Annotated in this window: 13 protein-coding genes; 3 read left to right on the top strand and 10 right to left on the bottom strand. The window is 64.8% G+C overall.

The genetic code is table 11. The annotated features are described in order from the left end of the window. Positions 1-47 precede the first annotated feature (47 nt). Positions 48-2,447, top strand: a complete 2,400-nt coding sequence (locus ACP6KB_RS11080; RefSeq protein ID WP_442113759.1) for a TonB-dependent siderophore receptor — start codon at positions 48-50, stop codon at positions 2,445-2,447. A 48-nt stretch (positions 2,448-2,495) separates the two neighbouring features. On the opposite strand, the gene ACP6KB_RS11075 is transcribed toward ACP6KB_RS11080, so the two are convergent. The 10 genes from ACP6KB_RS11075 to ACP6KB_RS11030 all read right to left on the bottom strand — a co-directional run bounded on the left by ACP6KB_RS11075 (position 2,496) and on the right by ACP6KB_RS11030 (position 23,027). Continuing rightward, entirely contained in the window at positions 2,496-3,722 is a 1,227-nt protein-coding gene (locus tag ACP6KB_RS11075) for a RhtX/FptX family siderophore transporter (RefSeq protein ID WP_442113758.1), read from the bottom strand. A 12-nt stretch (positions 3,723-3,734) separates the two neighbouring features. Continuing rightward, positions 3,735-5,237 (bottom strand): PepSY-associated TM helix domain-containing protein, encoded by a 1,503-nt coding sequence (locus ACP6KB_RS11070; protein ID WP_442113757.1) that lies wholly within the window; start codon positions 5,235-5,237, stop codon positions 3,735-3,737. Next, the gene (locus ACP6KB_RS11065; protein ID WP_442113756.1) at positions 5,234-5,515 is read right to left on the bottom strand and encodes a hypothetical protein; all 282 of its coding nucleotides are present in this window, start codon (positions 5,513-5,515) and stop codon (positions 5,234-5,236) included. The genes ACP6KB_RS11070 and ACP6KB_RS11065 overlap by 4 nt, the downstream gene beginning before the upstream one ends. Beyond that, entirely contained in the window at positions 5,515-7,614 is a 2,100-nt protein-coding gene (locus ACP6KB_RS11060; protein ID WP_442113755.1) for a TonB-dependent siderophore receptor, read from the bottom strand. The genes ACP6KB_RS11065 and ACP6KB_RS11060 overlap by 1 nt, the downstream gene beginning before the upstream one ends. Before the next feature lie 162 nt (positions 7,615-7,776). Beyond that, entirely contained in the window at positions 7,777-9,474 is a 1,698-nt protein-coding gene (locus ACP6KB_RS11055; RefSeq protein ID WP_442113754.1) for an ABC transporter ATP-binding protein, read from the bottom strand. Continuing rightward, positions 9,471-11,210: an ABC transporter ATP-binding protein gene (locus ACP6KB_RS11050; RefSeq protein ID WP_442113753.1), complete on the bottom strand. Its 1,740-nt coding sequence runs from the start codon at positions 11,208-11,210 to the stop codon at positions 9,471-9,473. The genes ACP6KB_RS11055 and ACP6KB_RS11050 overlap by 4 nt, the downstream gene beginning before the upstream one ends. Continuing rightward, a complete protein-coding gene (locus tag ACP6KB_RS11045) occupies positions 11,207-12,244 on the bottom strand; it encodes a Gfo/Idh/MocA family oxidoreductase (protein ID WP_442113752.1) in 1,038 nt (345 codons plus the stop codon). The genes ACP6KB_RS11050 and ACP6KB_RS11045 overlap by 4 nt, the downstream gene beginning before the upstream one ends. Further along, the gene (locus ACP6KB_RS11040; RefSeq protein WP_442113751.1) at positions 12,241-17,649 is read right to left on the bottom strand and encodes an amino acid adenylation domain-containing protein; all 5,409 of its coding nucleotides are present in this window, start codon (positions 17,647-17,649) and stop codon (positions 12,241-12,243) included. The genes ACP6KB_RS11045 and ACP6KB_RS11040 overlap by 4 nt, the downstream gene beginning before the upstream one ends. Then, complete coding sequence (locus ACP6KB_RS11035) at positions 17,646-21,965, bottom strand: amino acid adenylation domain-containing protein (protein WP_442113750.1); 4,320 nt, start codon at positions 21,963-21,965, stop codon at positions 17,646-17,648. The genes ACP6KB_RS11040 and ACP6KB_RS11035 overlap by 4 nt, the downstream gene beginning before the upstream one ends. Before the next feature lie 168 nt (positions 21,966-22,133). Continuing rightward, a complete protein-coding gene (locus tag ACP6KB_RS11030) occupies positions 22,134-23,027 on the bottom strand; it encodes a helix-turn-helix transcriptional regulator (RefSeq protein ID WP_442113749.1) in 894 nt (297 codons plus the stop codon). 222 nt (positions 23,028-23,249) lie between these two features. Between ACP6KB_RS11030 and ACP6KB_RS11025 the strand changes: the two genes are divergently transcribed. Then, entirely contained in the window at positions 23,250-24,917 is a 1,668-nt protein-coding gene (locus ACP6KB_RS11025) for a (2,3-dihydroxybenzoyl)adenylate synthase (RefSeq protein ID WP_442113748.1), read from the top strand. Next, complete coding sequence (locus tag ACP6KB_RS11020; protein ID WP_442113747.1) at positions 24,914-25,693, top strand: thioesterase II family protein; 780 nt, start codon at positions 24,914-24,916, stop codon at positions 25,691-25,693. Before ACP6KB_RS11025 ends, ACP6KB_RS11020 begins: the two co-directional genes overlap by 4 nt. Position 25,694 lies beyond the last annotated feature (1 nt).

Here is a 25,694-nt window from a genome sequence, read left to right as displayed (position 1 = left end):
CTGCCGCGTTAGTGCTAGAGCAATTAAACACAAGAAGGATGTTCTGCATGACGATGCAACCGACCCTGCGTGCCCTGTCGGCCGCAGTGGCCCTGATTCTGGCCGCGCAGGCTGTGGCCGCGCCGATCGATCTCGACCTGCCGGCGCAGCCGCTGGCCACCTCGCTGCGCCAGCTCGGCGAAGCCGCCGGGCTGACCATTGCCGTCGACAGCAGCCTGGTACAAGGCCGCCAGGCACCCGCGCTGAGCGGCCAGTTGGAGCCGCACGACGCGCTGTCGCGCCTGCTCGCCGGTAGCGGCCTGAGCTACCAGCAAAGCGGCAACACCCTGATCGTCAGCCAACCGAGCGGGGACGCCCTGGAGCTCGGTGCCACCAGCATCAACAGTTCAGGCCTGGGCGCCACCACCGAAGGCACGGGCTCTTACACCACCGGCTCAACCGCCAGCGCCACCAAGCTGCCGCTGTCGATTCGCGAAACCCCGCAATCGGTCAGCGTGATGACCCAACAGCGCATGGAAGACCAGAACCTCACCCAGTTGCTCGACGTGGTCAAACAGGCCCCGGGCCTGAGCGTCAACCAGGGGGGTAACGCGGGCTCCGACTCCAGCCAGATCTACTCGCGCGGCTTTGCCGTGGAGAACTACCAGGTCGATGGCCTGCAACGCCTGGACAGCAACTACAAGTCCGTGGCGCAGAGCAACGACATGGCCCTGTACGACCGCGTCGAGATCATCCGCGGCGCCACCGGCCTGACCAACGGCGTGGGCACCCCCGGCGCCACGGTGAACCTGATCCGCAAGCGCCCGACAGCCGAGTTCCAGAGCAGCATTTCCAGCTCGGTCGGCTCATGGAATTATCAGCGCACCGAGGTAGACGCCAGCGGCCCGCTGAACGACGCCGGCACCCTGCGTGGCCGGGTGGTCGGCGCCTACCAGGACAACGAGTCGTACATCGACCGCTTCAACGAGCGCAAGAAAGTGTTCTACGGCATCATCGAAGCCGACCTGAGCCCCGACACACTGTTTACCTTCGGTATGGACTCGCAGTCCCACGATGCCGACGACCACGCGCGCAGCGGCTTGCCGCTGTTCAACAAGGACGGCTCGCGGGCCAAATGGTCGCGCTCGGATTCCGCCGCTGCCAGCTGGGCTTACTCCGATCGCCAGTTCACCACCGGTTTCGCCACCCTTGAGCACAACCTCAACGAGCGCTGGAAAGCCAAGCTGACACTGAACCACGACCGTTACGAATACGACGAAGTGCTCGGCTATGCCGCCGGCGGCAACCCTGATCCGGCAACCGGCGCCGGGGTCAACCTGTGGGCCGGGCGCTGGGAAGCAAAGCCTGTGCAAACCAGCGTTGACCTGAACATCGCCGGTAACTTCGACCTGTGGGGCCTGGAGCACGACGCGGTGATCGGCTACACCCGCCAGCACACCGAATTCCGCACCAATGGCTATCCGTTGTGGTGGTTCGACAACTGGAGCAATGCCATTGAGAACATCTACACCTGGGATGGCGACACCCCCGGCAAGCCACCGCTACCCGCCACCAGCCGCATCGACTATCAGGAAGACCAGACCGCAGCCTATGGCAGCACGCGCCTGCGCCTGACCGACGATCTGTCGCTGATTCTCGGTGCCCGCGTCAACGACTGGAAAAACACGGTCAAGACCGACTACTACGACGCCACACCTGACGAAGACGTGCGCCGCAAGGAAACCGGGGTGGTCACGCCGTTTGCCGGGGTGGTCTACGACCTCGACCAGAACTGGTCGGTGTATGCCAGCTACACCAGCATTTTCAAACCGCAAAGCAACAAGGACATCAACGGCCAATACATCGACCCACTCGAAGGCGATGGCTACGAAGTGGGCAGCAAGGCCTCGTTCTTCGACGAGCGCCTGAACTTCGGCCTGGCCCTGTACGAGATCAAGCAAGACAACCTGGCGGTACTCATCCAGCCCAACGTTCCGGTGCCTGGTGGCGGCTTCGCTTACCGCGCCGAATCCGGCACCAAGACCCGTGGCTTCGAACTGGAACTGTCCGGTGAGCTGGCCCGCGACTGGCAAGCCAGCGCCAGCTTCAGCCGCAACATCGTGCAGGACGCCAACGGCAACAAGCTCAACACCAACGTGCCGCAGAACACCTTCAAGCTATTCACCACCTACACCTTGCGCAGCGTCGGCAACGGCCTGACCGTGGGCGGCGGGGTGAACTGGCAGAGCGAGATCTACAGCAACAACCAGGGCCCGAGCCGTGTGCGCTTCACCCAGGAAGACTACGCCGTGGTCGACCTGATGGCGCGCTACCCGATCACCCGCCAGTTGAGCGCCACCGTCAACGTCAATAACCTGCTCGACAAGGAGTACTACACCAACACCGCTGGCAGCAGTTACTACGGTACCCCGCGTAACGCTACCTTTGGCTTGAAGTACGACTTCTAATCGGCTTGGGAGTGGGTTTGCTCAGCGCATCGCGGGGCAAGCCCGCTCCTACAGGGCTGCACTGCGTACCTGCGAATGGCGCGCCAGGTTCAACGCAACCAGCAAGGCTGCCATCGCCATCAGTACCCCGGCCAGAAATCCTCCACTGTAACCCACCTGAGCCGTCAACCCGAGCAACAGCGAGGACGACAGCATCTCCCCCAGATCGCGGGTGCTTTGTACTGCGGTCATGTCGGTGCCCGCCTGATCACTTTGCCCGGCAAAGGTCATCGAGGCGGTCATGATCGCGACCGAACTGGCCCCAGTCGCGAATGACCCCAACCCCACTGCCAGCCAGATCAGTTCTGTTTGAGCCGCCAGCACGCCAGCGGCCTGCAGCAGCCACAGCAGTGCTGCCAATGCCGCCATGCCCACCGCCAGCATGAACGCTGGCCACAAGCCCAGCACGCGGATCAGCCATGCCCCGCCGCCGCAGCCCAGGACAACGGTGATCACCCCGCCGCTGATGCCCAATTGTCCGATCGCCTGCAACGACCAGCCGGCATCGTTGAGAAACAGTTTTGACAGGCCAAAGCCTGAAACCGAGGTCATCGCGCTGAGCAACGCCAACAGCACCAGCGCCAGGGCCTTGGGCCGTTTGATGAAGCGCAGCAGGCTGGCGTGCGGTACATCTGGCTGCTTTTCCCTGGCCACTGCGGCAGGCATAAGGCCAACACACAGCAGGCTTGCCAATGGCAGCAGTGCCAATAGGGCAAAGGCTGTCGATTGCCCCAGGTAGCCGCTGAGCAACAAGCCCCCGGCTCCGCCGACAAAGAAGCCGACCATGGTGCCGCCGACCTGAATCGCATTGATCCGCGCCAACAGGTTGGCGCTGAAGTACTCGGCGGCCATGCCGTCGGTGGCGATGTCCTGGGTGGCACTGGCAAACGAGGCGACGATCAACAGACCCACCGCCCAGCCTGCGGTTTCAACGCTCAGGCCGATACTCGCCAACGTGACGATGCACAGCAGCACCAGCAACTGCATGGGCATGATCCAGCTGCGCCGCCGTCCCAGGCGCGCGTTCCAGCGGTTGTCGACTTGCGGTGCCCAGATGAACTTGATCACCCACGGCAGCCCCACCAACGGCAGGAACGCCAAGGCATCGAGGGCCGCGCCATCATGGCGCAGCAGGGTCGGCAAGGCGTCCATGGCAATGCCGAAGCACATGCCCTGGGAGAGGTACAACAACGCAAACGTCAGCACCATTCGCCAATGTTTCAACAGTTCCAGCATGTGACTCTCCAATCAAACAACAGTGGCGTCGGCAGCCGCTGCCGTACGCGTGAAAACACTCAGGCGGCGCACCGCCCACAACAGACCGGCAGCACTGAGCAGCAGCACCAGGTCGATCGGCCAGACGTTCAGGTTGCCCTGCAGCAGGCTGCCGCCCAGGTGCAGGGCAGCCGCCGCCAGATAGCCCAGACCCGCCAGGGTCAACAGCAGCGGCAGTGGTTGCCGTTGAGCTGGCATGACACAGGCCAGCAGCACGCTGGCGCCCCAACTGCCCCAGAACAACCAGGCCAACCCGCTGGGGACGAATAGCCCCAAAGCGCTCAACGCCCCGCCACACAGCAACAGCGCGGTGGCCGTCAGCAGGCCACCGGCGCCGCCCACCACCAGCCGCAACAGTACCTGCCAGGCACCGCCCTGCTTGATGCGCCGACGCTCCAACCACAGGTACAGGCCGCTCAGCACCAGCATCGCCGCCGCCAAGGCCATGCCGAAATGCAGTGCACGCAAGGTTGATCCGGCGTAAGGCAGCCAGCGGTAATCGGCAAAGTGCAGCGGTTGCACGGCAATAAACGCCTGCAACCAGAAACCGCGTCCACTGGCGCTGTGAACTCCCAGCGCCTGGCCGTTATCACCACGGTAGGTGTGCCGCTCGAACACCGCAGTGCTCGGCAGGCCCTGCTCGATCCCGGCGACTTCCACCCAGGCCCCGGGTTCACCCCAGCGATGCAGGGTGACGCTCTGGGCGATAAAGCCTGGGTGTGCCTGCGCGTCGTTTCGCAGCAGTTGATCGAGCACCAGCGTCTGCGAAGTACCGGGCTGAGGAGTGATCTGTGGAGGCGCGCCGAGCAACTGCATGAACGCTTGCTGTGGCGCCCCCGGAAACGCCTGTCCGGCCAGGTTCAAGGTGCCGAGTGCACCGAGGCCAGACATCGCCCCCGTCACCCCGAACAGCAGCAACCAAGGCCAGGTCCAACGGCCGATCAAGCTGTGCAGGTCATGGGCCAGGACCCGAGTACCACGGTCCCGGCGCAGGCGCTTGAGGTCTTGCCAGCGCCCGCTGTGCAGCGCACTGCCGGCCCAGATCAGCAGCAACAACACCACCCCGAGCAGGCTGATCAGCATCCGCCCGGGGAAACCGATAAACAGGCTTTTGTGCAGTTCGAACATGATGTCGGCGGCACTGGCCAACGGCAGCGACTGCCCCGTCACCGGGTCCAGCATCAGGCTGCAATTTTTAGCCGAGGCGCACAGTTCCACCACCGGGTAGGCAGTGTCGGGCAGGCGGATCTGCAACGACTCAAGGGGCAGGCCATTGGCCGTTGCCACCTGCAGCCAATGCGACAACGGCAGCATAGGCCCAGGGGCCTGCGCCATCGGTCCACGAAACCAGGTGCGCAAGTCTTGATGGGCCATGCTCCAGGCGCCAGTGAACAGAATGATGAACAGCAACACGCCAAAAACCCCGCCGGCGCCAGCATGCACGCGCTGCACCAGCGCCCGTGGTGCGCCCATCATGACCCGGCTCCGTCCCACAGCAGCCACGGCGTGAACAACAGCAAGCAGGCACCAGCACGGTAAGCCACCTGTTTACGGGTGGGTGCCAGCAGTGCCCAGAGCAGCACCGATACCAGCAACCCCAAGCCGAGGAAGATAGCAGCGTAGAGCCGCTCCAGCCCGCCGCCCCAGGGGTAATGCCGGGCCACCAGCACCGCCAACTGCAGGCTGCTGAGGACACTGCCCGCCAAGGCCAACGCAATACGCACCGGCCATGGCCCGAGGCCCGGCGTGGTCATCAGAACGTGCCTCGCAGGGTCATGTTGAAGCTGCGTGGCTCGCCGTAACGGTTGTTCCAGTTGGGGTTGGACAGGCTCTGGTAATACTTGCGGTCGGCCAGGTTGTTGCCGTTGACCGAGGCCGTCCAGTGCTCGTCGATGCGATAGGCAACCCGCGCATTGAGCAGCGCATAGCCGCCCTGCTCCATGGTCACCGTGCCCGATTGCGTCGAGAAGTCACTCTGCGCCTGCACCCCGGCGCCCACGCTCCAGCGCCGCTCCTGCCAAGGCAATTGATATTGGCTCCAGAGTCGCAGCATGTGCCGCGGGGTGAATTCGGCATACTCCTCGCCCGAACCGTTGCGGGTGTCCTTGAGGTACTCGGTGGTGGTGTAGGTGTAGCCAGCGAACAGGCTCCAGTCCGGCGTTATGTAGCCGGTGCTTTCCAGTTCGAAGCCCTGGCTGCGCACTTTGCCGCCGCTGATGTAATAGGTGGTGGGCCCGACACCCGGGTGATCGGGGTCGACCTGCGGGTTGTTTTCCAGGTCGATGCGAAACGCCGCCAGCGACAGGTTCAGGCGGCCGTCCATCAACTCGCCTTTAACCCCAGTCTCGTAGGTTTTGCCTTCCACCGGTTTAAGCAGCTCGCCACTCCAGGTTTGCTTGGTCTGCGGTTGGAACACCTCGGCGTAGCTGACGTACCACGACCAGTCCTGGGTGAAGTCCCAGATCAACCCGCCATAAGGCGTGATCTCGCGCCCGGGTTTGAAGCGATCGCTGGGCGCATCCTGCTCCCACCAGCTGGCACGGCCACCGACCACCAGGGTCAGCGGATCGAGCAGTTTGAAGCGGGTCAGCGCATAGACGCCCTTGGACGTGGTGGTGGTAGAGCCCGGCGAGGTGTACGTACCGATGCCTGGCTTCGGTACGCTGTGCGGGTCCCAGCGATAGACATTCACCGGCACGTTCAACGGCGTGGTGAACGGTGCCGTGTGCTGTTCGGTTTTGCCCTGGCTGTAGTTGCTGCCCAGCAGCAACTCATGGCTACGGCCGAACAACGAGAACGGCCCGTTGACCGAGGCATCCAGGCTTTTCTGGGTGCTGTCGAACTTGTAGGCCGCGCCCATCAGGCGGCCACCGTCGCCGGTCACCGGGTCAATGGCGCCGAAGGAGCCGGCATACAGCAGGCTGGAGTCGGCATCCTGGTACTCCGCCGCAAGCTTAGCCCTCCAGCCATGCGCCAACTGCTGTTCCAGCGAGCCAAACACCCGGCGCGTGGTCCACTTGAAGCGGTCCCAGTCGACGTCCAGGTAAGTGGAGCGCGACAGGTCCAGGTTCGAGCCGTCCTTGGCCATGGGCACCCCGGCCATGTTGGTCACCGAATCGATGGTCTGGTACTGCGCGCCCACGGTCAGCAGGGTGTCGGGGCTCAGGTCGAACTCGCTGATGCCGTACAGCAGTTGGGTTTCCTGCTCGCCGATGTCGTAGAAGTAATCGCGGTCTTCATAGGCCGCCACCATGCGCCCCCGCACATTGCCGCTCTCGGTCAACGGCCCGCCAACGTCCACCTCACCCCGGTAGCGATCCCAGCTACCGCCGCTGAGGGTGGTGCTGGCAGCAAACTCCTTTTGCGGGCGCTTGCGCACCAGGTTGACGGTGGCGGCCGGGTTGCCACTGCCATGCAGCAAACCGTTGGAGCCGCGCAGGATCTCGACCCGCTCATACACCGCCATGTCCTGCGGCGAACTGGCCGTGCCACCGAGCATGGCGGGCACGCCGTCAAGTTCGAAGGAGTCGACCTTGAAGCCGCGCACGTAGTACGCGGTGGTCAACAACTGGAACGGCTGCACGGTGACTCCGGTGGCTTGCTGCATCACCTCATCGAGGCTGAACAGGTTCTGCTGTTCGATGCGCTCATGGTCAATCACGCTCACCGATTGCGGTGTTTCCCGCAGTTTCAGCGGCAGTTTGCCAATGGTGGTAACGCCCGGATCAAGCACCGCACCTGAACTGTCCTCACCGGTGATCTCGATGTTGCTCAGGTGCAGTGAACCCGTGCCGCTTTCGGCAGCAATGGCCTGCGCCAGAGGGCTCAAGCCGAGTACCAGGACCATCCCCATGTGCGCCCGGCTGTACTTGGAACCCCTTTTCGCCTTTGTTACGTGCTGGTGAAACATCGCCCCGCCCCAATTTCGATAATAATTCTCATTAGTATCCTGTAAATGCCGGGTAGGTTTTTTCGATTTAATGACTTTTTCAATGGCTGCCCGGCACAAATGCACTTAACCGTCGATGCGCTGTTGCGCAACGAATTGCCCATACCAGGGGTGCGTGGCCAGCAGTTGTTCATGGCTGCCGCAGCCGCTCAAGCGACCACCTTCAAGCACCAGAATCTGATCGGCATCGCGCACCAGCGCCGGGTTGTGCGACACCAGCACCAGCGTGCGTCGACCCTGCAACGCGCGCAGGCTGCGACTGACCCGCGCTTCACTGCGCGCATCAAGGTTGGCGGTGGGCTCGTCCAGCAGCAGAACCGGCGCGGGTGACAGCAGCGCCCGCGCCAAGCCCACCCGTTGGCGTTGACCACCAGAGAGCAACGCGCCCCCCGGGCCGACTTCGCTGAGCCAGCCATCGGGCAGGTTGTCGAGCACCTCGTCCAGCGCCGCGGCTTCAGCGGCCTGCAGCAATTGCGCCGCAGTGGCCTCGGGCCGCGCCATGCTGACGTTCCACAACAGGCTGCCGGCAAACAGGCCGCTGTGCTGGAACACCTGGGCCAGGTGAGTGGCAAGGGTGTGCTCGCTCAATTGGCGAATGTCCACCTGCCCCAGGCGCACCTCGCCAGCCTGCGGGTCCATGCGTCGGCCGAGCAATGCCAACAGCGTGCTTTTGCCAGCCCCCGAAGGGCCGACAATGGCCGTGAAACTGCCCGCAGCACACTGTACGTCGAGGTCCTTGAGCAGGTGTTCACCGTTGTCGCCGTAGCCGTTCAAGGCCTGGCACTGCAGGCTGGCATCGCGTGGCTGCAGGCCAGGCTCAGGGCTGTGCAGCGTGGCGCTGCCCAACACGGCCAGCACCTGCGACAACGCCTGCCAGGCCATGCGCAAGGCCTGATCCAGTTGCGCCAGTTGCGACAGCGGCTCGATAAAGCGCACCAGTAACACCAGCACCGCGACCAACAGCGGCCCTTGCAGATAACCACCCGCCACCGCCAGTACACCACCAACCAGTACCAGTGCGAACAGCAACTGCAGCGCGCCGACAAAGCCCAGGCTGGCGGGCAATGCGCGACGGTTGAGCAAGCGCGTGGCTTGATGCTGTTGATGCAGCGCCTCGTGCAAGGCGGCCTGGACCTGACTGGCCTTACCGGCGCTGCGAAACAGCGCTTGCTGCTCGGCGAAAGTCTGCAGCAATTGTCCGGCGTGACGATCCACCGCCTGGCGCTGGTGCTCCAGCGCCAGGCTGCGCTGCCCGGCCCAGCGCAACAAGGCGAACAACGGCAGGTAGGCCAGCGCCAACACCCCTGCCAGACGCCACTCGATCAGGCCTAAGCCGAGCACCACCACCGTCGGCGTGACCAGGGCGCTGATCAACGGCGCCAACAGGTGCGCGGGAATCCCCATGCTGTTGAACACCGGCCCGCGCACCAACCCGTGCAAGTCGCGTTGCCGCGTCATGGGCAGGCGTGGCAAATGCGTCAGCAAACGCCCTACCAGGCCCGCCGCCAGGCTTGCACCGGCCAGGTAGCCACGACGTTGCGCGGCGTAGCTTATTAGTGCGTGGAGCAGCGTCAGCCCCAACAACAGCCCTGCGCTGCGCAACACGTCGGCAGGCGCGCCGTCGAACCAGGCCAGTATCAGCGGCACCAACGCCAACCCCGCCAGTCCGTCGAGCACGGCGGCCAGCACCATCCAGGTCAAGGCGCCACGCAGCACGCGGCGAGTGGCGTCCGGCAAATGCCGCAGGGGCGAAAAAAAGCTCATAACAGAGGCTCCAATTGATCAACGCGCGGCAGCTGTTCGCGCCACAACTGACGGTAAAGGCCCTCCGTGGCCAGCAAATCCTGATGGCATCCGCGCTGCACAATCCGGCCGTCACACAGCACCAGGATCTGCTCGGCGTGGCGGATGGTTTCCAGCCGGTGCGCAACGATCAGCCGGGTACGCCCCACCGCCTGGTCAAACAAGGCGGCGCGCAACGCCCGCTCGGTCTGCGGATCGAGCGCTGAGGTCGGCTCATCCAGCAGCATGATCGGCGCACTCGACAGCAACGCACGGGCGATGGCCAACCGTTGCAGCTCGCCACCACTTAGTTGCACGTCATCGCCAGCAACACTCGCATAGCCGTTGGGCAAGGCCATGATCCATGGGTCCAGACACGCGGCCTGCGCCGCCTGACGGATCTGCGCCAGGCTTGCTTCAGGCCGGTACAGGGCAATGTTCTGCGCCAGCGACAGGCGCAGCGCCGCGCTGTGCTGAAACACCAGCGCCAACTGCTGCTGCAATCGCTGGCTGGCGATGTGCCGGACATCCACCCCGCCAACCAGCACCTGCCCGCGGTCTACGTCCATGAACCGCGCAATCAAGCCGGCCAACGTGCTTTTACCTGCGCCCGACGGCCCCACCAGCGCCGTGGTGGTGCCGGGTTGCAAGCGCAGGTTGATCGCCGTCAGCACCTGTTGCACGCCGTGGGCGAAGTACACATCGCGCAATTCCACGCTGGCGTCCTTGGGGCTTTGCGGCGCACTGGGCTCGGCCAGCGGTGCGGTACTCAACAGCGCCTGCAGGCGTTGGGCGCTGACCCGGGCATTGTTGAGCGCATCGAAGCCGTGCCCCAGGGCCAGCACCGGTGCCGCCATCGCACGGACCAACAACACAAACGCGCACAGTTGCGCTGCGCCCAACTCGTTGACGCCCAACAACAAGGCGCCCAACACCACCCAGGCCAGCAGCCACGGTGCGCTGAGCAACACCTGGATCAACGCCGCCATATGCCCGGCGCGACTCACCCAGTGGCTGAAACGCTGATCGAACTGCTGCACGGCCTGGTGCATGCGCTGGTCGATCCCCGCCCCCGGAAATTGCCGCACCAGCCCCAGGTTGGCGGCGAATTCGCCGTAGTCGCTGAACAACCGCTGGATCGCCGCATTGCGCTGTTCCACGTCAGCGCGATAGTGCGCCGACGCCAGGCGCCAGTAGCCCAGCGCACCCAACCCCAGCGGCAGCAGGCACCAAAGCGCCAGGGTGCTGTCGCTGTACAGCAGGTACCCCAGGGTCGCCAGCGGGATCAGCAGCAGGTTGACCAGGTCGGTGGGCGCATGCGCCACCAGTTGATGCAGCGCCCGTACATCCTGCTCGGCGTAACGGCTGACAGCATCCGGCCCCAGGCGTGCGAACCAGCCCAGCGGCAAGCGTTGCAGGTGCTCGGCCAGGCGCACCCGCAGGCGATCACAAAGGTCGGCGTCAACCTCGTGGGTCAGGTGCAAGGCCAGGGTCTGGCCTGATAACCACAGCACCGCGCCAAGTACCGCCACCACCACCCAGCCAAACACCGCTGGCGCCAGCGGCGGCGCCTGCTGCAGGCTGGGTGCCAGTTGTGCCAAAGCCACCAGCGGCAGCAGCGAACTGATCCCAGCGACCGCCTGCAGTGCCACCGCCAGCCACAAGCGTCGCTGAAACGGCTGCAACAGTGCGCGTAACTCAGGCCCCAGCAGGCTCATCGGTAACCGTCCAGCGCCTGCGCCAGGCTGGCTGCAGGCAACGCCTGGGCAGGCGTTTCGGGAAAACCGAGGGCGGCGGTGATCTGCTGCCACAGCCCGACCACCTCCAGGCTGCGCTGTTGCAGACGCGCCAGGCCCTTGCCATCCATTAACGGCTGCAGGGCACGGGCTGCGGCCTGCGGCCAGACCTGGCGGTACACCTGCGCCCAGTCGCTGCTGGCGTTCAGCAGCACTTCTGCGCACGGCAATGCCGCGCCGCTGAAATCAAACAGGCCTTCGCTGTTCTCAGCCGGTGCCCGCACAGCCGGCATCCATAGCAGTGGCCCCTGCGGCGAGGCAAGCAGCAACGTACCGCTGTCGGTGGCCAGGCTGATGCGCTGCAAAAACTGCATGCGCCCGTCATCTGCCGCAGTCAGTTCGTTGAGCACGCGCAGCGACAGCGGCACCTCCGCCATCACCAGACTGATATCGCGCCACGGCGACAAGGCCGGGGCGATGTTGTCCAGCGACCACGGCCCTACCGATTCCAGCAGCGCCGCCACTACCTCCAGGGTCGCGAAGCTGACCTGCACCGCGCAGTTGACCTCGATGTGGCGAATACCCTGCTGACGATGCAAGCGCTGACCCAGTTCGATGAACTGCGCCACACATGGCAGTTGCGGATAAAAACTGTTGAGCAGGCAACGCCGTTGCAACTGCGCCGCGCAGCGCAGCAGCGCTTGCCACTCCTGCGGCAACAGCGGATGCTCGATCAACACATCGATGCCACGGGCCATCAGCGCTTGCGCCAACGCCGGGCCTTGCTCGCCGCGCGCAGCACCGCCCACCGCGACGCAGGCCAGGCGGGTGTCGTCGGGCACCTGCTCGAGGGCGTTGAAACACGGTACTTGCAGATGCCGGGCCAACGCCTGTGAACGGCCACTGCCCTGGCCCAGCACGCCCACCAGTTCAAGGTGCTCGGCGGCGGACACGCCAGCGGCGTAGAACTGGCCAAATCGCGAACCCACTACCAGGGTTTTAACAGGGGTGCTCATGGGCGTGACGCCTCCAGCAAGTAACGACTGAGCCCGGTGTTCAGGCAATCGAAGTGGTTGGCGTGCAGGGTCTGCACGGTCAGCGGGGCCAGCGATGCCGCTTGCCACCAGTGGCGTAAGCTGGCCTGGTGATCGGCAATCAGCGGGTTGCCAACACTCGGCACAAACAGCCGTAGCGCCCCGGCATACGGGGCACCGTCGCTGTAATGACTGGCCCGTACCGAATGGGCAAATACCCGGTACAACTGCTCGTCGGCAATGCCGCTGGCAGCGGCCAGCACCCGCGACTTGAGCAGCACCGCGTCGACGTTCGGCAACAACGCACTCAGGCTGCCCGCCGTCAGGTGCTGCGGTGAGTCCTGCAACACCTGGGTCAGCGCTGCCTGCAGCAGCTCGGCAGACGGCAGGCCGAGGGCTTCGGCGTCCAGGCCCAAGGTGGCGGCGAAGCTGTGCAGAATCAGTAATTCATCGTCGACCCGATACGGAATGCGGTAGCTGGAGACAATGTCCAGCTGACGCACGTCGGCCCCCAACTGCAGCAAGGCCTTGGCCAGCTCCAGGGTCACCAGCCCGCCAGAGCAGTAGCCGAGAAGGTCGAAGCGGCGTCGGCCGCTGTCCCACAAGGCCTGGGCATAGCGTTTACCCAAGGTCGTATTCACGTGCTGTGCGGGCAGGCGCAGGTAGTCTTCGCTGTCGTGTACCGCCAAACCCAGCAACGGACCACTACCCGCCAGCTCGGCAATCAACCCGCGATAAGGCAACAGCGTGCCGAGGCCTTCATGCACCAGCACCCGGGCGATACCTTCACCATCGGCCAGCACGCTAAGCGCATCCACTGACCGACGTCCGGCCAACGGCGCTCGGCTGGTCGCCTCCCACGTCACTGCTTCGCGCGCAGCAGGTGCCGCTGGCGCGCTGCTCGATTCAGTGCGCAAACGCTGCGCCAGGCCCGCCGGCGTCGGCTGGCTCAGCGCCCAGCGCAGCAGGCGGTCAAAGGGATGTTCGCGGGCCAGAGGTTCCTGCTCGCGCAGGCCGGCAATCAATTGTGCAATCAGCAGCGAGTCGCCACCGGCAGCGAAGAAGTCCTGATCCGCCGACAACCCGTCGCAATCAAGCACCCGTTGCCAGTGGCCGATCAGGCGCTGGACCAATGCATCGCCGACCTCGACCGTGACCTGGCGTACCGCCTCCACCTGACGCTGTTGCGCCAAGAGGGTCAAGGCGCGCCGGTCGATCTTGCCATTGGCCGTTACCGGCAGGCGCTCCAGCACCCGCACCTGCGACGGCACCATGTAGCGCGGCACGCGCTCGGCTATGAAGGCGAGCAAGGCCTGGGCAGACAACCGCGGCCGGTCAGTTTTCATCCGCGCCACCAACACGTCGTAGCCCAGCAGCGCCAGCACACTGCTGGACGAGGCCAGCGACTGGGCAGCGTCCCCTGCTTCGCTGTTGAGCCAGTCCAGCCACTGCCGGGTGTGCACGAACAACTGACCATTGGCCGCGCGCAAGTCCTCGGGGGTCTCCATCATCAGGCTCTGGCTGATGCTGATTTCGCGGTGTTCGCGGGTCAGTTCCTGGATCACCAGCCAGGCATCGGCCTGCAGCAACTGGCGCAGTTCACTGAGCAGGCGCGGAGTATCCAGGGCGTTGTTCAGCGCCCCGGAACTGAGCAGCAGATCGACAGAACCGGCCTGCAGCCCTTGCTCGCAGGCCGGTTTGTTCATGTCAAAGTGCATAAAGCGCACCCACGGGTAAGCGGCGTAGCGCTCACGTGCGGCGTTGAGGAAGTAGCTGGAAACATCGGAGAACAGGTAGTCAATCTGCACACCGGCCGCGGCCAACGGCGCCAGCGCCGGAATGATCGAGGCACTGGCCGCACCCGTGCCGGCGCCGACTTCAAGAATCCGCCAGCTGCGCTGACGCTCACGGCCAACGATGGCGCCGATCGCCTCGGCCATGGCCTGGTGCAAGACCTGGGCATGCACGCCACGGCTGTACATGGCCTCGGCGATATGTGCCGAGCCTTGCGGAAACATCAGGCTTGCCGGGCTCAACTGGCCCTGCAGTTGCGCGGCCAGTTGCGTGGCGCTGCTTTGCAGGTAGTCCACCAGGGCTTCAGGCCACAGCGCTGCCGGCGCCAGCGCGGCAAAGTGCGCCCAGGCCCCGGTCTGATCGAAATCGCCCGGCTCCACCAGGCAGCGCCAACCTGTGCTGTGGCGTTGCAGGTAGGCGCTGTCGGTCAACAACGTCAACCAATGTTGTAACAGGCGATGCTGCCCGGGCTGCAGCTTGAGCGCCTGACACAGCGGGATAAACTCCAGCGGCTGTTCGCGGCCCAGCAAGCCACTGCCCGCCAGCCAGTGCAGCAGCGACACCTCGGCCGCGTGGTCGAGTGCCGACAGCGCTGCCTGAATCTGCTTGCGTGGACCGAAATCTGCCTGTTCCAGGGTTTGGCGCGCCGCCGCGGTAACCGCTGACAATTCTGCGTAGACGCGTTGTCTGTCTGGCGCTGCGCTGTGCACAGTGACAAAACTGCACAACGCGCGCTCATGACGTTCGCCCACCACCACCGTGGTGCTGGCGGCCAGCTTTGGATGGGCAAGCCAGCCAGCATCAATTTCTGCCAGTTCGATGCGATGCCCACGGATTTTGACCTGATCGTCCTGACGCCCGAGAAACTCGATCAGACCGTCTTCGTTCAGGTAGCGCCCCTGATCGCCGGTACGGTACAAGCGCCGTCCGCTGGCATGGGTGATAAAGCGTTCGGCAGTACGCTGCGGGTCTTCGGCATAGCCCAGGGCCAGGCCCAGGCCGCCGATGTGAATCTCGCCACGGACCCCCAGCGGGCACTGCCGGCCGAAGCTGTCGAGCACTTCGAGGGTCTGGCCCTTGAGTGCGCGGCCATAGGGAATGCTCGGCAACTGTGTGTCGGCAGGACGGATCGGATGCTCCACCGACCAGATCGCCGCTTCGGTCGCACCGCCCAGGCTGAACAACTGGCTGTCAGGCCAGCGCTGCCACCAGCGGGTCGGCAAGGTGGTCGGGATCCAGTCGCCCGACCACATCACACAGCGCGGTCCGGGCAGCGTTGCCGGTTCCGTCTCCAGGTAATCCATCAACATCTGCCCCTGGGCCGGTACCGAATTCCACAAGGTCACGCCGTGCTCGCGCATCAGCTGCGCCCAGTGTGAAGGGTCGGCGCCTCGTTCCGGGTCTGGCAGCACCACTTGCGCGCCCACCGCTGTCGCGCCGAAAAAATCGTACACCGACAGGTCGAAACTCAACTCCGCCAGGCCCAGCACCCGGTCGGCTGCGTTGACGCCGTAGCGCTGGTTGATGTCGTCCAGGGTATTGACCACCGCACCATGGCTGAGCATCACCCCCTTGGGTGTGCCGGTGGAGCCGGAGGTATAGATGATGTAAGCCAGGTCATCGGCGAGCACAGCGCACGGCTCGCGGGGCGGCCAGTGAGTGTCGGCAAGCAGGCTGTCGATGGCAATGCGTGGCAAGTCCAGGGCCGTCGGCAATGCTTCGTCTTCAAGGCAGATAACCGCAGCAATGCCAGCATCGCGCAAAATCGCTTCGCGGCGCAGGACCGGTTGGCGGATGTCTACCGGCACATAGGCAGCGCCCATCTGGTTGATGCCCAGCACCGCCATCAGTTGCCAGGCGCTTTTCGGCAGCATCACCGCCACCCGCGCCCCTGGCGCCAGGCCCATTGCTTCCAACGCTGCACGCACGGCTGCAGCCCGCTGCGCCACCTGGCGGTAACTGTAGTGGCCGTCACGGTCGCTGATCACTCGCGCATCCGGCGTGCGCAAAGCCTGCTGGGCAAAGCCGCTGGCGATGTTGCAGGCGCGCGCAACTTCACCGTGCAAGCGCGGCGCCTGCTGTTGCGGGAGGACGATATCGCCGCTGGCCTGCCACAGGTGTGCATCCTCGGCCAGACGTTGCAACAGGCTGAGGTAGGCCGCGAACATCTGCGCGGCCATGCCCTCGGGCAGCACGCCGACGCGCACGTCCCAGCCAATCTGCAAGCCGCCGTACTGATCGCTGACCTGACAATCGATCCACACCTGAGGCGTCTGGCTGATCATGTAGCTGGGCGGATGCAACAGCCGCGCGGTTTCTCCCAGCAGGCGCTCGACGCTACCGATACCACTGGTGAACACTACCGGCATCAGGTCCGCACCGCGCCCCTGCTCCCGCGCCAGTTCGCGCAACACATCGACCCCGGTAAAACGGCTGTGGTCGAGGTCTTCGAACAACTGTGCGCCGATGCGCCGCGCCCGCTGAATGAAGTCCGCACCCTTGCCGCCCTGCACTGCGAGCAGGCTCAAGGCGGTGAAGTCGCCCACCACCTGGCCCAATTCGGGGTGCAGATTCGGCCGGTTGAGTACGGTGAGGTTCAGGCAAAAATCGGCGCTCTGGCTCCAACGCCCGATCACCTCGGCGAATGCTGCCAGAGTCACGCCCGCGGCACTCAGGCCCTGGGCACTGGCCGTGGCACACAGGCTGTTCCACTGCGTGGTGCTCAAGGTGCCATGGTGATGCTCGAAGCGCGTGGAACGGATGCCAGCATCATCGCTCAGGGGCAAGTCCGGGCGCCCAGGCAGGCTGTCCAGGCGCGCCAGCCACCAGTCCTTGTCGCGCTGCCAGTCCGCACCTTTGCGGGCCTCTTGCTCATGCACCAGGTAGTCGCGGAACGTCGCTTCCAGTTCCGGCCACTGGCGTGTCGGCTCCAGGTAGCGCTGGGTCAGTTCCACCAGCAGCAATTGCAGGCTGGCGTAGTCGAGCAGGGTGAAATCCACCGAACAGTGCAGTACCGTCCGTTCGGCGCCCAGGCTCAGCTCGGGTAGCAGAATCGGCCACTGGTCCAGGGCATGACAGGCATGATCGAGGCGTTCACGCACCTGCTGCAGGTGGGCTTCGAACGCCTCGCGGGTGGCCTGACGCAAGTCATGCAGCGGCAGCTGTTGGCGCGGCACCTGGGCCTGTACGCACTGGCGGCTGTTGTCTTGCACCACCGCGCGCAACATCGGGTGGCGCTGTACCAAAGCGTTCCAGGCCTGGTTCAGTTGCTCGCAGTCGACGTTAGCCGGCCACGGGTATTCGACATACAGGTGGCAGGCCGTGCCACCGTAGTCGAACGCCGGGTTGCGCCCCAGCACATAGGCGCCCTGCACTGCACTCAGGGCAAAGGGCTGCAGCGCCTGTTCAGGTTGCGAGCGCCAGCTGGCGCGCGACGACAGATGCGCCATCAACGCTTCACGCTGGCTGCGAATACGCTCGGCCAAGACCGGGTCGAGTGCACCCTGCGGTGCGCGAAAATGCAGTTTGCCTGCCGTTGCCCAGAGTTCGATCTGGCGTTCACGGCAAATGTGCAACACATCATCCAGGCTCATAGCACGCCCTCCTCAAGATCAGCACTGCATGCGAGCAGCGCGGCCATGCCCTGCAAGGTGGGCTGCAGATAGAAATCACTCATGCGCAGGCTGACGCCCAGTTGTTCACGCACACGGGCCAGCAAGCGGGTGGCCAGCAAGCTGTCGCCACCGAGGCTGAAAAAGCTGCCTTGGTTGCTGCGCACCGGGCGTCCCAAGACGGCCTCCCAACAAGCGGCCAGCGGTTGCAGGGCCGGGCTCAAGTCGCCGTCATCACTGCTCGCTGGCTGCTGACGCTGCACCGCCTCGCTCAAGGCCGTCTGCAGGCGCGCACGGTCGACCTTGCCGTTGGCATTCAGTGCAAGGCGCGGCAGACAGGCCAGGTGTTCGGGCTGCATCGCCTGCGGTAAGCGCTGCTGCAGCCACTGCTGCAGGGTGTCGCGGTTCAGCGCAGCGCTTGCGGCCTTGGCACTGACCAGCACCATCGCCGGGTTCTGCCACAGGCACTGCAGCTCGGCAAAGCCGCCCTGCGCCAAGAGCCGGGCCATCTGCGCGGGATCGGGTAACAGCGGCGGACGGCTGTCGAGCAATGCCGCGCTGATCAGCCCCAGCGGCGATTCACGCAGCAGATCGGCCAGCAACAGGCGGCCGTTCGGCTTCAGCAGCCCCTGGGCCAACTGCAGGCAGTCAGCGGGTTGCGCATAGCTGTGCAAGGCAGCAAAGCTGATTACCACGTCGTACTGCGACCAGTGTTCGGCGGGTAGCAGGCCGTCGGCCAATAACTGGCGGGTGATACGCGGGTGCTTTTCGCCAACCGCGGCCAACAGGCCCGGGCTGCTGTCGAACACCGTGATGTGCAACGCGCCTGGGTCCAGGTGCGCGAGCCATTGATCCAGCAACTGCCCGCCGCGGACATCCAGCACCGCCAGCTTCAGCGGCCCGTCTTCTGCATTGCTGGGCTGCAAGGCAAGGCTCAGCGCATCCAGCAGCTGACGCCCGGCCGGCAAGTTCAGGGCCATGGCCTGCGGCGCCAGCAACGGGTCGAACAGCAGCTCGGAAGCACCGCCTTCGCTGGCCAGCAGCACCTGCAGCGAGGCAACCATCGCCTGCAGGTCGGTTTCACGCCAGCCCAGTTGCGCCAGGGCGTCAGCCAAGCTCAACGCCGTATCAGGTTGGTGGTGCAGCCACTGACGCCAGGTGTCGAGTAGCGCATGTTCCGGCAGCGGCGGCCCTTGCAGCACGCGTTGCAGCAACGCTTGCGTGACGCGCACTTCAGCCTGCAGGGTGTCTTCCAGCAGTGACGGCCCTTGCAGCGCACCTTCAGTTGCATCGACCACCGGCGCGCTCATCACCAACACTGCGCCAAGCCTGGCAACCGCGCCGGGCAAGACCGCGGCGCAGGCACTCTCGACCAGCGGATGGGCACTGAGCGCCGCCTCGATCTCGCCCAGTTCGATACGTTGCCCGCGTACTTTGACCTGCTGGTCGATCCGCCCAAGAAACTCGATGGTGCCATCGCCCCAGAAGCGCCCACGGTCGCCGGTGTGGTACCAGCGGCCACGCTCGTCACTGCGAAAGCGCTGGGCGGTCAGTTGCGGATCATTGCGGTAACCCCGCGCCAGGCTGGCACCGCCAATCAGCAGTTGCCCCACCACCTGGTCGGGGACATCACGGCCGTCAGCATCCACCACTCGATAAGCCTGGCCAGCCAGGGGCTTGCCATAGGGAATCGACGGCCAGTGGCTCGGCACCTCATCGATGCTGTGCAGGTTCGACCAGATCCCGGCCTCGGTGGCGCCGCCCAGGCCGTACACCCGGCACTGCGGCGTGGCGTGCTGGCGCAGGCGTGCGGCGAGGTCCAGGGCAATCCAGTCACCGGAGAGCAACACCGCCCGCAGGCTGTGATAGCGACAGTCGCCAGCGGCAATGCCCAGGGCCATTTCCAGCAGCGCCGGGGCCGAGTTCCACAGGCTCACCCGGTGCTCGGCAATCAACTGCGCCCAGCGTGCAGCGTCGCGGGTTTCTTCAGGCTGCAGCAACACCAGGCGTGCGCCCTGCCCCAGCACGCCAAACAGATCGTACACCGACAGGTCGAAATCCAGGGCCGACACTGCCAGCATGCAATCGCCTGGGTTGACCTTAAGTTCTGCCTGCAGCGCATCGAGGGTGTTGATCGCCGCAGCATGGCTGACCTCGACACCCTTGGGCACGCCAGTGGAGCCCGAGGTGTAGATCACGTAGGCGCTCGACTGCGCGGCGACGGCACGCGGCGCTGCCAGCGGCGCCGACTGCTGCAGCTGCGTCAGGTCCAGCCAGCGCAACGCCGGGCTGTCAGCGCTGGCGCTTGGCGCGTGCTCGGTAATCACCAGGCTGATGCCTGCCGATGCTTCGATCAGGCGCCGACGTGCCGGGGGTTGTGCGGTGTCGACCGGGACGTAGCAACCCCCTGCCGCGAGCACGCCAAACACCGCAACAATCTGCTCGATGCCGCGTGGCAGGCAGATTTCCACCGCCTCGCCCTGACGCATGCCGGCCTCCAGCAGCCCGGCGGCGACCCGCAGTGAACGCGTGGCCAGTTCGCCGTAGGTGCAGCGCTGCTCGCCGCAGATCAACGCCAGGTCATCCCTGTACTGCTCACTGTGGCGGAAAAAGTCCTCAAGCAACCCACGCCCCGTCGCCAACGCTGGCACGCTGTTCTGGCGCGCGCGTCGGGCCTGCTGCGCAAGCGGCAGCAACACCGGCTGCGCCAGGTTCCAGTCACTGTCGGCGAGGCGCTGCAGCAGTTCGATGTAGGCTTGGAACATCGCCTCGAGCACACCTTCGGCAAACAGCTCGGTGATGCTGTCCCAGGCCAGCAACACACCGTCTTCGACCCGGTAGAGCTGGTGATCGAGCCACACCTGCGGGGTTTGCGAGAGCATGTCGTGCAGGTCGCCAAACACCTCGCGAAAGCTCGCCGGGACAAACGCCGACTCACTCAGGTTGCTGGAAAACACCACCGGCGCCGCACGTGGATGCCCCTGGCGCCGTGCTTCGCGCAACACCTCAAGGGCAGGAAAGGCCGAATGGTCGATGGCCGTGTGCAGGCTGCGCTGAAAGCGTTGTACCGCTTCGGCGAACGGCAACTGCGGCGCATCCTGATACTCCACCAGCAGCAAGGTGGTGAAGTCGGCAATCACCTGATCGACTGGCTGTTGGTCGTCGTGACGGTCGAACAACGGTACGTTGAGCAAGAACGTCGAGTGCGTACTCCAACGCGCCAATACGGCATTGAAAGCCGTGGCAAACACGCAGGACAAGGTCAGCCCGTGGTGGCTGGCCTGGGCTTGCAGGCGTTCGGCTTCCGCGGTGCTGAGCACATAGGCCTGGCGACTGAAACGCGGTTCGCGGATCGACTCGGGCGCACAGGCCAGGGGCAACGCCGGGCCATCGGGCAACTGCGCCAGGCGCTGGCACCAGTACTCGCGGTCCACGGCGTAGGCCTGGGCACGGCGCTGCTGGCGACGCTTGAGGTAATCGGCAAAGTGCAAGGTCGGCGCTGGTGCCAGTGACGCTGGCGCCTGGTAGGCCTGGCCAAGTTCGGCCATCAGCAGGCGCAGGCTCTCGACGTCGGCAGCCAGCAAATCAACACTGAGCCAAACCCGGTCGCGGCCTTCGGGGAACTGCACCAGACCCACCAGCATCACCTGCCCGGCCTCTACCGCCAGGCACTGGTGCGAGCGCCAATGGCGCAGTGTTTCCCAGGCGTGTTGGGCGGCGTGTGGGGACTGTTGGCGCCAGTCCTGCAGGTCGAACAGCGGCTGCGTCGACGACGGCAGAATGCGCTGGCGACCGTCATTGAAGCTGGCCCGCAGCATCGGATGCCGGGCCTGCAGCAGACGTACGGCGGACTCAAGGCGCTGTGGGTCGATGCCGCGGCAATCGAATTCCAGCCAGGCGTGACAACTGATATTGCCCAGCACTTCAGCCGCGCCACGCCCCAGCCAGTAGGCTTGCTGCACCGCACTGAGTTCAAAGCTTTCCTCGGGCACGGCCGTCGGTACGATTGCCGTTGCCACCGCGCTGCGCAGGGTCTGCCCGTGCAGCAACGCCAGCCACGCGGCGAGGCACGGCTGGGCACTGAGCTGGGCGAAATCGATGTGTAATCCGTGACTGCGCAGGCGCTCCTGCAGGTACATCAGGCGGATCGAATCCAACCCGCAACCAAGCAGATTTTCCTCGTCGCCTAGGGTGTCGATTTCCGCCACGCTCGCGCCCAGTAGCTGCGCGAGGTGTTCGATCAACCAGGTGCGAAGTGGGGTCGCCAAGGTCGTGTCTGCTGTTGTCAGCTCGCTCATGAAAAGCTTCCTGTGACCGGTCAAAATAAAGTCTGCACGGCCCACAAAGATGCAAGCCATTGTCAAATAAGACTTTATCTCAAACAGATTTTCAGAAAGCGTTCAGGGCTTTAGATGCACAGGCCTTTTCATTCGATTCAGAGACAGTGACGCCCAGCGCTGGCCTGATCAGCGGATCTCACTGGGCGAAACGCCGTAACGCTTGCGAAAGGCAATCGAGAAATGCGCCGGGCTGTAGCCCACACCGTAGGCAACGGTAGACACATTGCTCTCTTCATCACTGAGCATGCGATGCGCTTCGCTGAGGCGATGTTCGTGCAGGTAGCCAAACACACTGGTGCCATAGACCTTGCGAAACCCGGCGGTGAGTTTGCGTGGGCTCATGCCGACATGGCTGGCCAGTTCATTCAAGCTCGGCGGCTCGAGCAGCGAACGCACCAGACGATCGCGCGCGGCGTGCACGCGCTCGACATCCGAAGCGGTAATGCGCAGCTTCTGTTCTGGCTGCCCGCGCTCGTTAAGCAGGAACTGCGCACTCAGCGCCGTCAACTCCAGGGCCTTGCCGCCCAGGTACAGCGAGCGGCTCGGGCCCTGCATCGGGCAGGTGGCAATTTGCGTGGCCAGTGCCTGCATTGCCCGCGGTGCCGGGCGCACCATCATGTAAGGGTCGCCACCACTGCTGGCCAACAGTTTGCGTGGGGCCATGCCCAGGTGCCGGTCCAGCGACTCCAGGTCCAGTTGCACGATGGTGTAGCGCAGCGGCGTCGAGGTGCCGTAGATCTGCGCAGAGGTGAACTCGCCGTCATTGACGATGGTGCACAGGCTCGGGCCGCGGATCGATTGCTCGGCATGCCCGGGAATCCGGCAAGACAGCTCGCCGCTCTGCACCAGAATCAACTTGAGACCGCGCTCCAGCGGGTCTTCGACCCACTCTTCGCTCTCAGACCACAGCGTGCCTGTGACCAGGGTCATGTGCGGTTCCAGGTAGACCGTACCGGGTTGGTTGCCCTTGGGCTCGGCCTGCGTTTCGTGCTGAGTTGGGGCGATGATCGTAATAGTCATTGGGTTTTCCCTTAATCCTGAGGCCATTACGCGGGGCCTGACCTGAAATTACGGGAGGCATTTAATCCGTAAACCTCCCTGTTTGAAGCCGTTGCGCATTTCATCTAATGAAAAAGCCGCGCTACCGAAAGCCTTCGCGTTGAGATGCCAGAGCGAAAAGACAATGATAATAGATCTCATTTAGCCATATGTAGCGAACTATTTCTACATTGAGGGGATTCCATGTCATTGCTCTGTGCAACCCGCACTCCAGACGCCTTGGGAGATGCACCTGACTGGCCGGCAGCGTTCATCGAGCGCTACCGTCAAGCCGGCTACTGGCAAGACCAGACGTTCACCCAGGCCCTGGACGCCGCCGCAGCCCGCAACCCCTCGGCGATTGCGATTACCGACGGCCCCCTGCACCTGAACTACCGCAGCCTGGCAGAACGCTGCCGACGCCTGGCTGGTGGCCTGCAGGCACTGGGGATCAAGGCCGCTGACAACGTGGTGGTGCACCTGCCTAACGGCAGCGCCTTCATCGAAGTGTGCTTCGCCCTGTTTCGCCTCGGCGCCCGGCCGATCCTCGCCCTGCCCGCGCATCGCCAGCATGAGATCGGTGGCTTTTGCGCCTTCGCCCAGGCCTCGGCGTACATCGGCTGCGAGCAGTTGGAAGGCTTTGACTGCCGGCAGATGGCGCGCCAATTAGTCGCAGCCAACCCGCACCTGCAGCACGTGGTGATCGAGGGCAACAGCGAAGAATTCACCACCCTGAGCACGCTGTACCGCAGCGAGCCGCTTGAACATGACGCAGGCAGCGCCGGGGCAGTAGCCTGCTTCCAGCTTTCAGGCGGCACCACCGGCACGCCCAAGCTGATTCCCCGGCGCCACGCTGAGTACCTCTATAACGTGCGCGCCAGCAGCGCCGTATGCGGGCTGGACGCGCACACGGTATACCTGACTGCCCTGCCCATGGCGCACAACTTCACCCTGTGCTGCCCCGGGGTGATCGGCACCCTGTTGGCCGGTGGCCGGGTGGTGTGTACCCAGCGCTCCGACCCGGACACTTGCTTTGCCCTGATCAGCCGCGAGCGAGTCACGTTCACCGCGCTGGTGCCACCGCTGGCAATGCTCTGGCTCGATGCCCAGAGCCAGCGCCAGGCTGACCTGTCGAGCCTACGCGTGCTGCAGGTTGGCGGCGCGAAATTGCTCAGCACCGCCGCCGCGCGCGTCACACCGGTGCTTGGCTGCGCCTTGCAGCAAGTACTGGGCATGGCCGAGGGGCTGCTGTGCTACACCCGCCTGGATGACCCGCAGGCGCTGATCCTGCACACCCAGGGCCGCCCGCTGTGCGCCGACGACGAAGTGCGCATCGTCGATGAGCACGGGCAGCCGGTGGCCGACGGTGAAGTCGGCGAGCTGCAGGTGCGCGGGCCTTACACCATTCGTGGCTACTACCGCCTGCCCGAACACAATGCCAAGGCGTTCACCGCGGATGGCTTCTATTGCAGTGGCGACCGCGTACGGCGCACGCCCGAGGGCTACCTGGTGGTCGAGGGACGCGACAAGGACCAGATCAACCGCGGCGGCGAAAAAGTGGCTGCCGAGGAAGTGGAAAACCTGCTGATCAATCATCCGCAGGTGCATGACGCCGCCCTGGTGGCGATGCCCGATGCGCTGCTGGGCGAGTCCACCTGCGCCTTTATCGTCGCCCGCGATCCGGCGCCATCGGCGTTTGGTCTGAAACAGCACCTGCGCAGCCAGGGCCTGGCCGCGTTCAAAGTGCCGGACCGTATCGAGTTTGTGCCGCAGTTCCCGCAGACCGGGGTTGGCAAGGTCAGCCGCAAGGACTTGCGCGAACGCCTGCGCCTGGCGTGGCTCGATGCCCAGCGTGGGAGCACTGCCTCGTGATCGCTGACCTGCTGGCCCAGGGCGAGCGCTGGGTACGCCCCTTGCGCCTGTCGCCGATGCCACGCTGGCGCCTGGTGTGTTTCGCCCATGCGGGCGGTAGCGCGAGTTTTTTCCGTGACTGGGCCAGCAGCCTGCCCGGCGACATCGACCTGTTGGCCATTCAGTACCCGGGGCGTGAAGACCGCTTCAACGAACCCTGCCTGAGCGACATGCACAGCCTTGCCGAAGCGGCCTGCCAGGCCCTGCAAGGGTATGCCGACCGCCCCCTGGCGTTGTTCGGCCACAGCCTCGGCGCGGCGGTGGCTTACGAAGTGGCAACGCGCCTGGAGCAACAGGCAATCAGCGTCGAGCACCTGTTCATTTCCGCCCACCCGGCCCCGCAACGCCAGCGTGGCGGGCAGTTGCACAGTGGTCCGGACGACGCCCTGCTCGATGATGTCCGGCGCCTCGCCAACCGCCCCAATCCGCTGCTCGAAGACCCGGGCCTGCGCGAGCTGTTCCTGCCCAGCCTGCGCAACGACTACCGCATTGTCGAAACCTACGGCTGCCCGCAGCCAACGGCGTTGAACGCTCGGATCGCGGTGTTCTACCCCGAACAAGACCCGGAGATCGATCTCGACGAAGCCCTGGCCTGGCAAGCCGCCAGCCTCCAGCCACTGCACCTGCAGCGCTGGCAAGGCAACCACTTCTACCTGATCGAGCAACGCCAGGCAGTCCTCGACGCAGTGTCGAACACCCTGCTGGGCCGCCGCCCGCTCACCTCCCCTGCCCTTTAGG

Origin of the sequence: Pseudomonas sp. NUPR-001 (genome assembly GCF_052147955.1) — a bacterium.
GTDB lineage: Bacteria > Pseudomonadota > Gammaproteobacteria > Pseudomonadales > Pseudomonadaceae > Aquipseudomonas.
The sequence above is the reverse complement of the archived record's forward strand: the minus strand, read 5'-3'. Positions and strand labels throughout refer to the sequence as shown.

Excerpts from the sequence above, each read along its gene's own strand:
- ACP6KB_RS11040 (WP_442113751.1), bottom strand. The coding sequence starts at position 17,649 with ATGAGCCTGGATGATGTGTTGCACATTTGCCGTGAACGCCAGATCGAA.
- ACP6KB_RS11070 (WP_442113757.1), bottom strand. The coding sequence starts at position 5,237 with ATGATGGGCGCACCACGGGCGCTGGTGCAGCGCGTGCATGCTGGCGCC.
- ACP6KB_RS11025 (WP_442113748.1), top strand. The coding sequence starts at position 23,250 with ATGTCATTGCTCTGTGCAACCCGCACTCCAGACGCCTTGGGAGATGCA.
- ACP6KB_RS11060 (WP_442113755.1), bottom strand. The coding sequence starts at position 7,614 with ATGGGGATGGTCCTGGTACTCGGCTTGAGCCCTCTGGCGCAGGCCATT.
- ACP6KB_RS11065 (WP_442113756.1), bottom strand. The coding sequence starts at position 5,515 with ATGACCACGCCGGGCCTCGGGCCATGGCCGGTGCGTATTGCGTTGGCC.
- ACP6KB_RS11055 (WP_442113754.1), bottom strand. The coding sequence starts at position 9,474 with ATGAGCTTTTTTTCGCCCCTGCGGCATTTGCCGGACGCCACTCGCCGC.
- ACP6KB_RS11035 (WP_442113750.1), bottom strand. The coding sequence starts at position 21,965 with ATGAGCGAGCTGACAACAGCAGACACGACCTTGGCGACCCCACTTCGC.
- ACP6KB_RS11050 (WP_442113753.1), bottom strand. The coding sequence starts at position 11,210 with ATGAGCCTGCTGGGGCCTGAGTTACGCGCACTGTTGCAGCCGTTTCAG.
- ACP6KB_RS11080 (WP_442113759.1), top strand. The coding sequence starts at position 48 with ATGACGATGCAACCGACCCTGCGTGCCCTGTCGGCCGCAGTGGCCCTG.
- ACP6KB_RS11045 (WP_442113752.1), bottom strand. The coding sequence starts at position 12,244 with ATGAGCACCCCTGTTAAAACCCTGGTAGTGGGTTCGCGATTTGGCCAG.
- ACP6KB_RS11075 (WP_442113758.1), bottom strand. The coding sequence starts at position 3,722 with ATGCTGGAACTGTTGAAACATTGGCGAATGGTGCTGACGTTTGCGTTG.
- ACP6KB_RS11030 (WP_442113749.1), bottom strand. The coding sequence starts at position 23,027 with ATGACTATTACGATCATCGCCCCAACTCAGCACGAAACGCAGGCCGAG.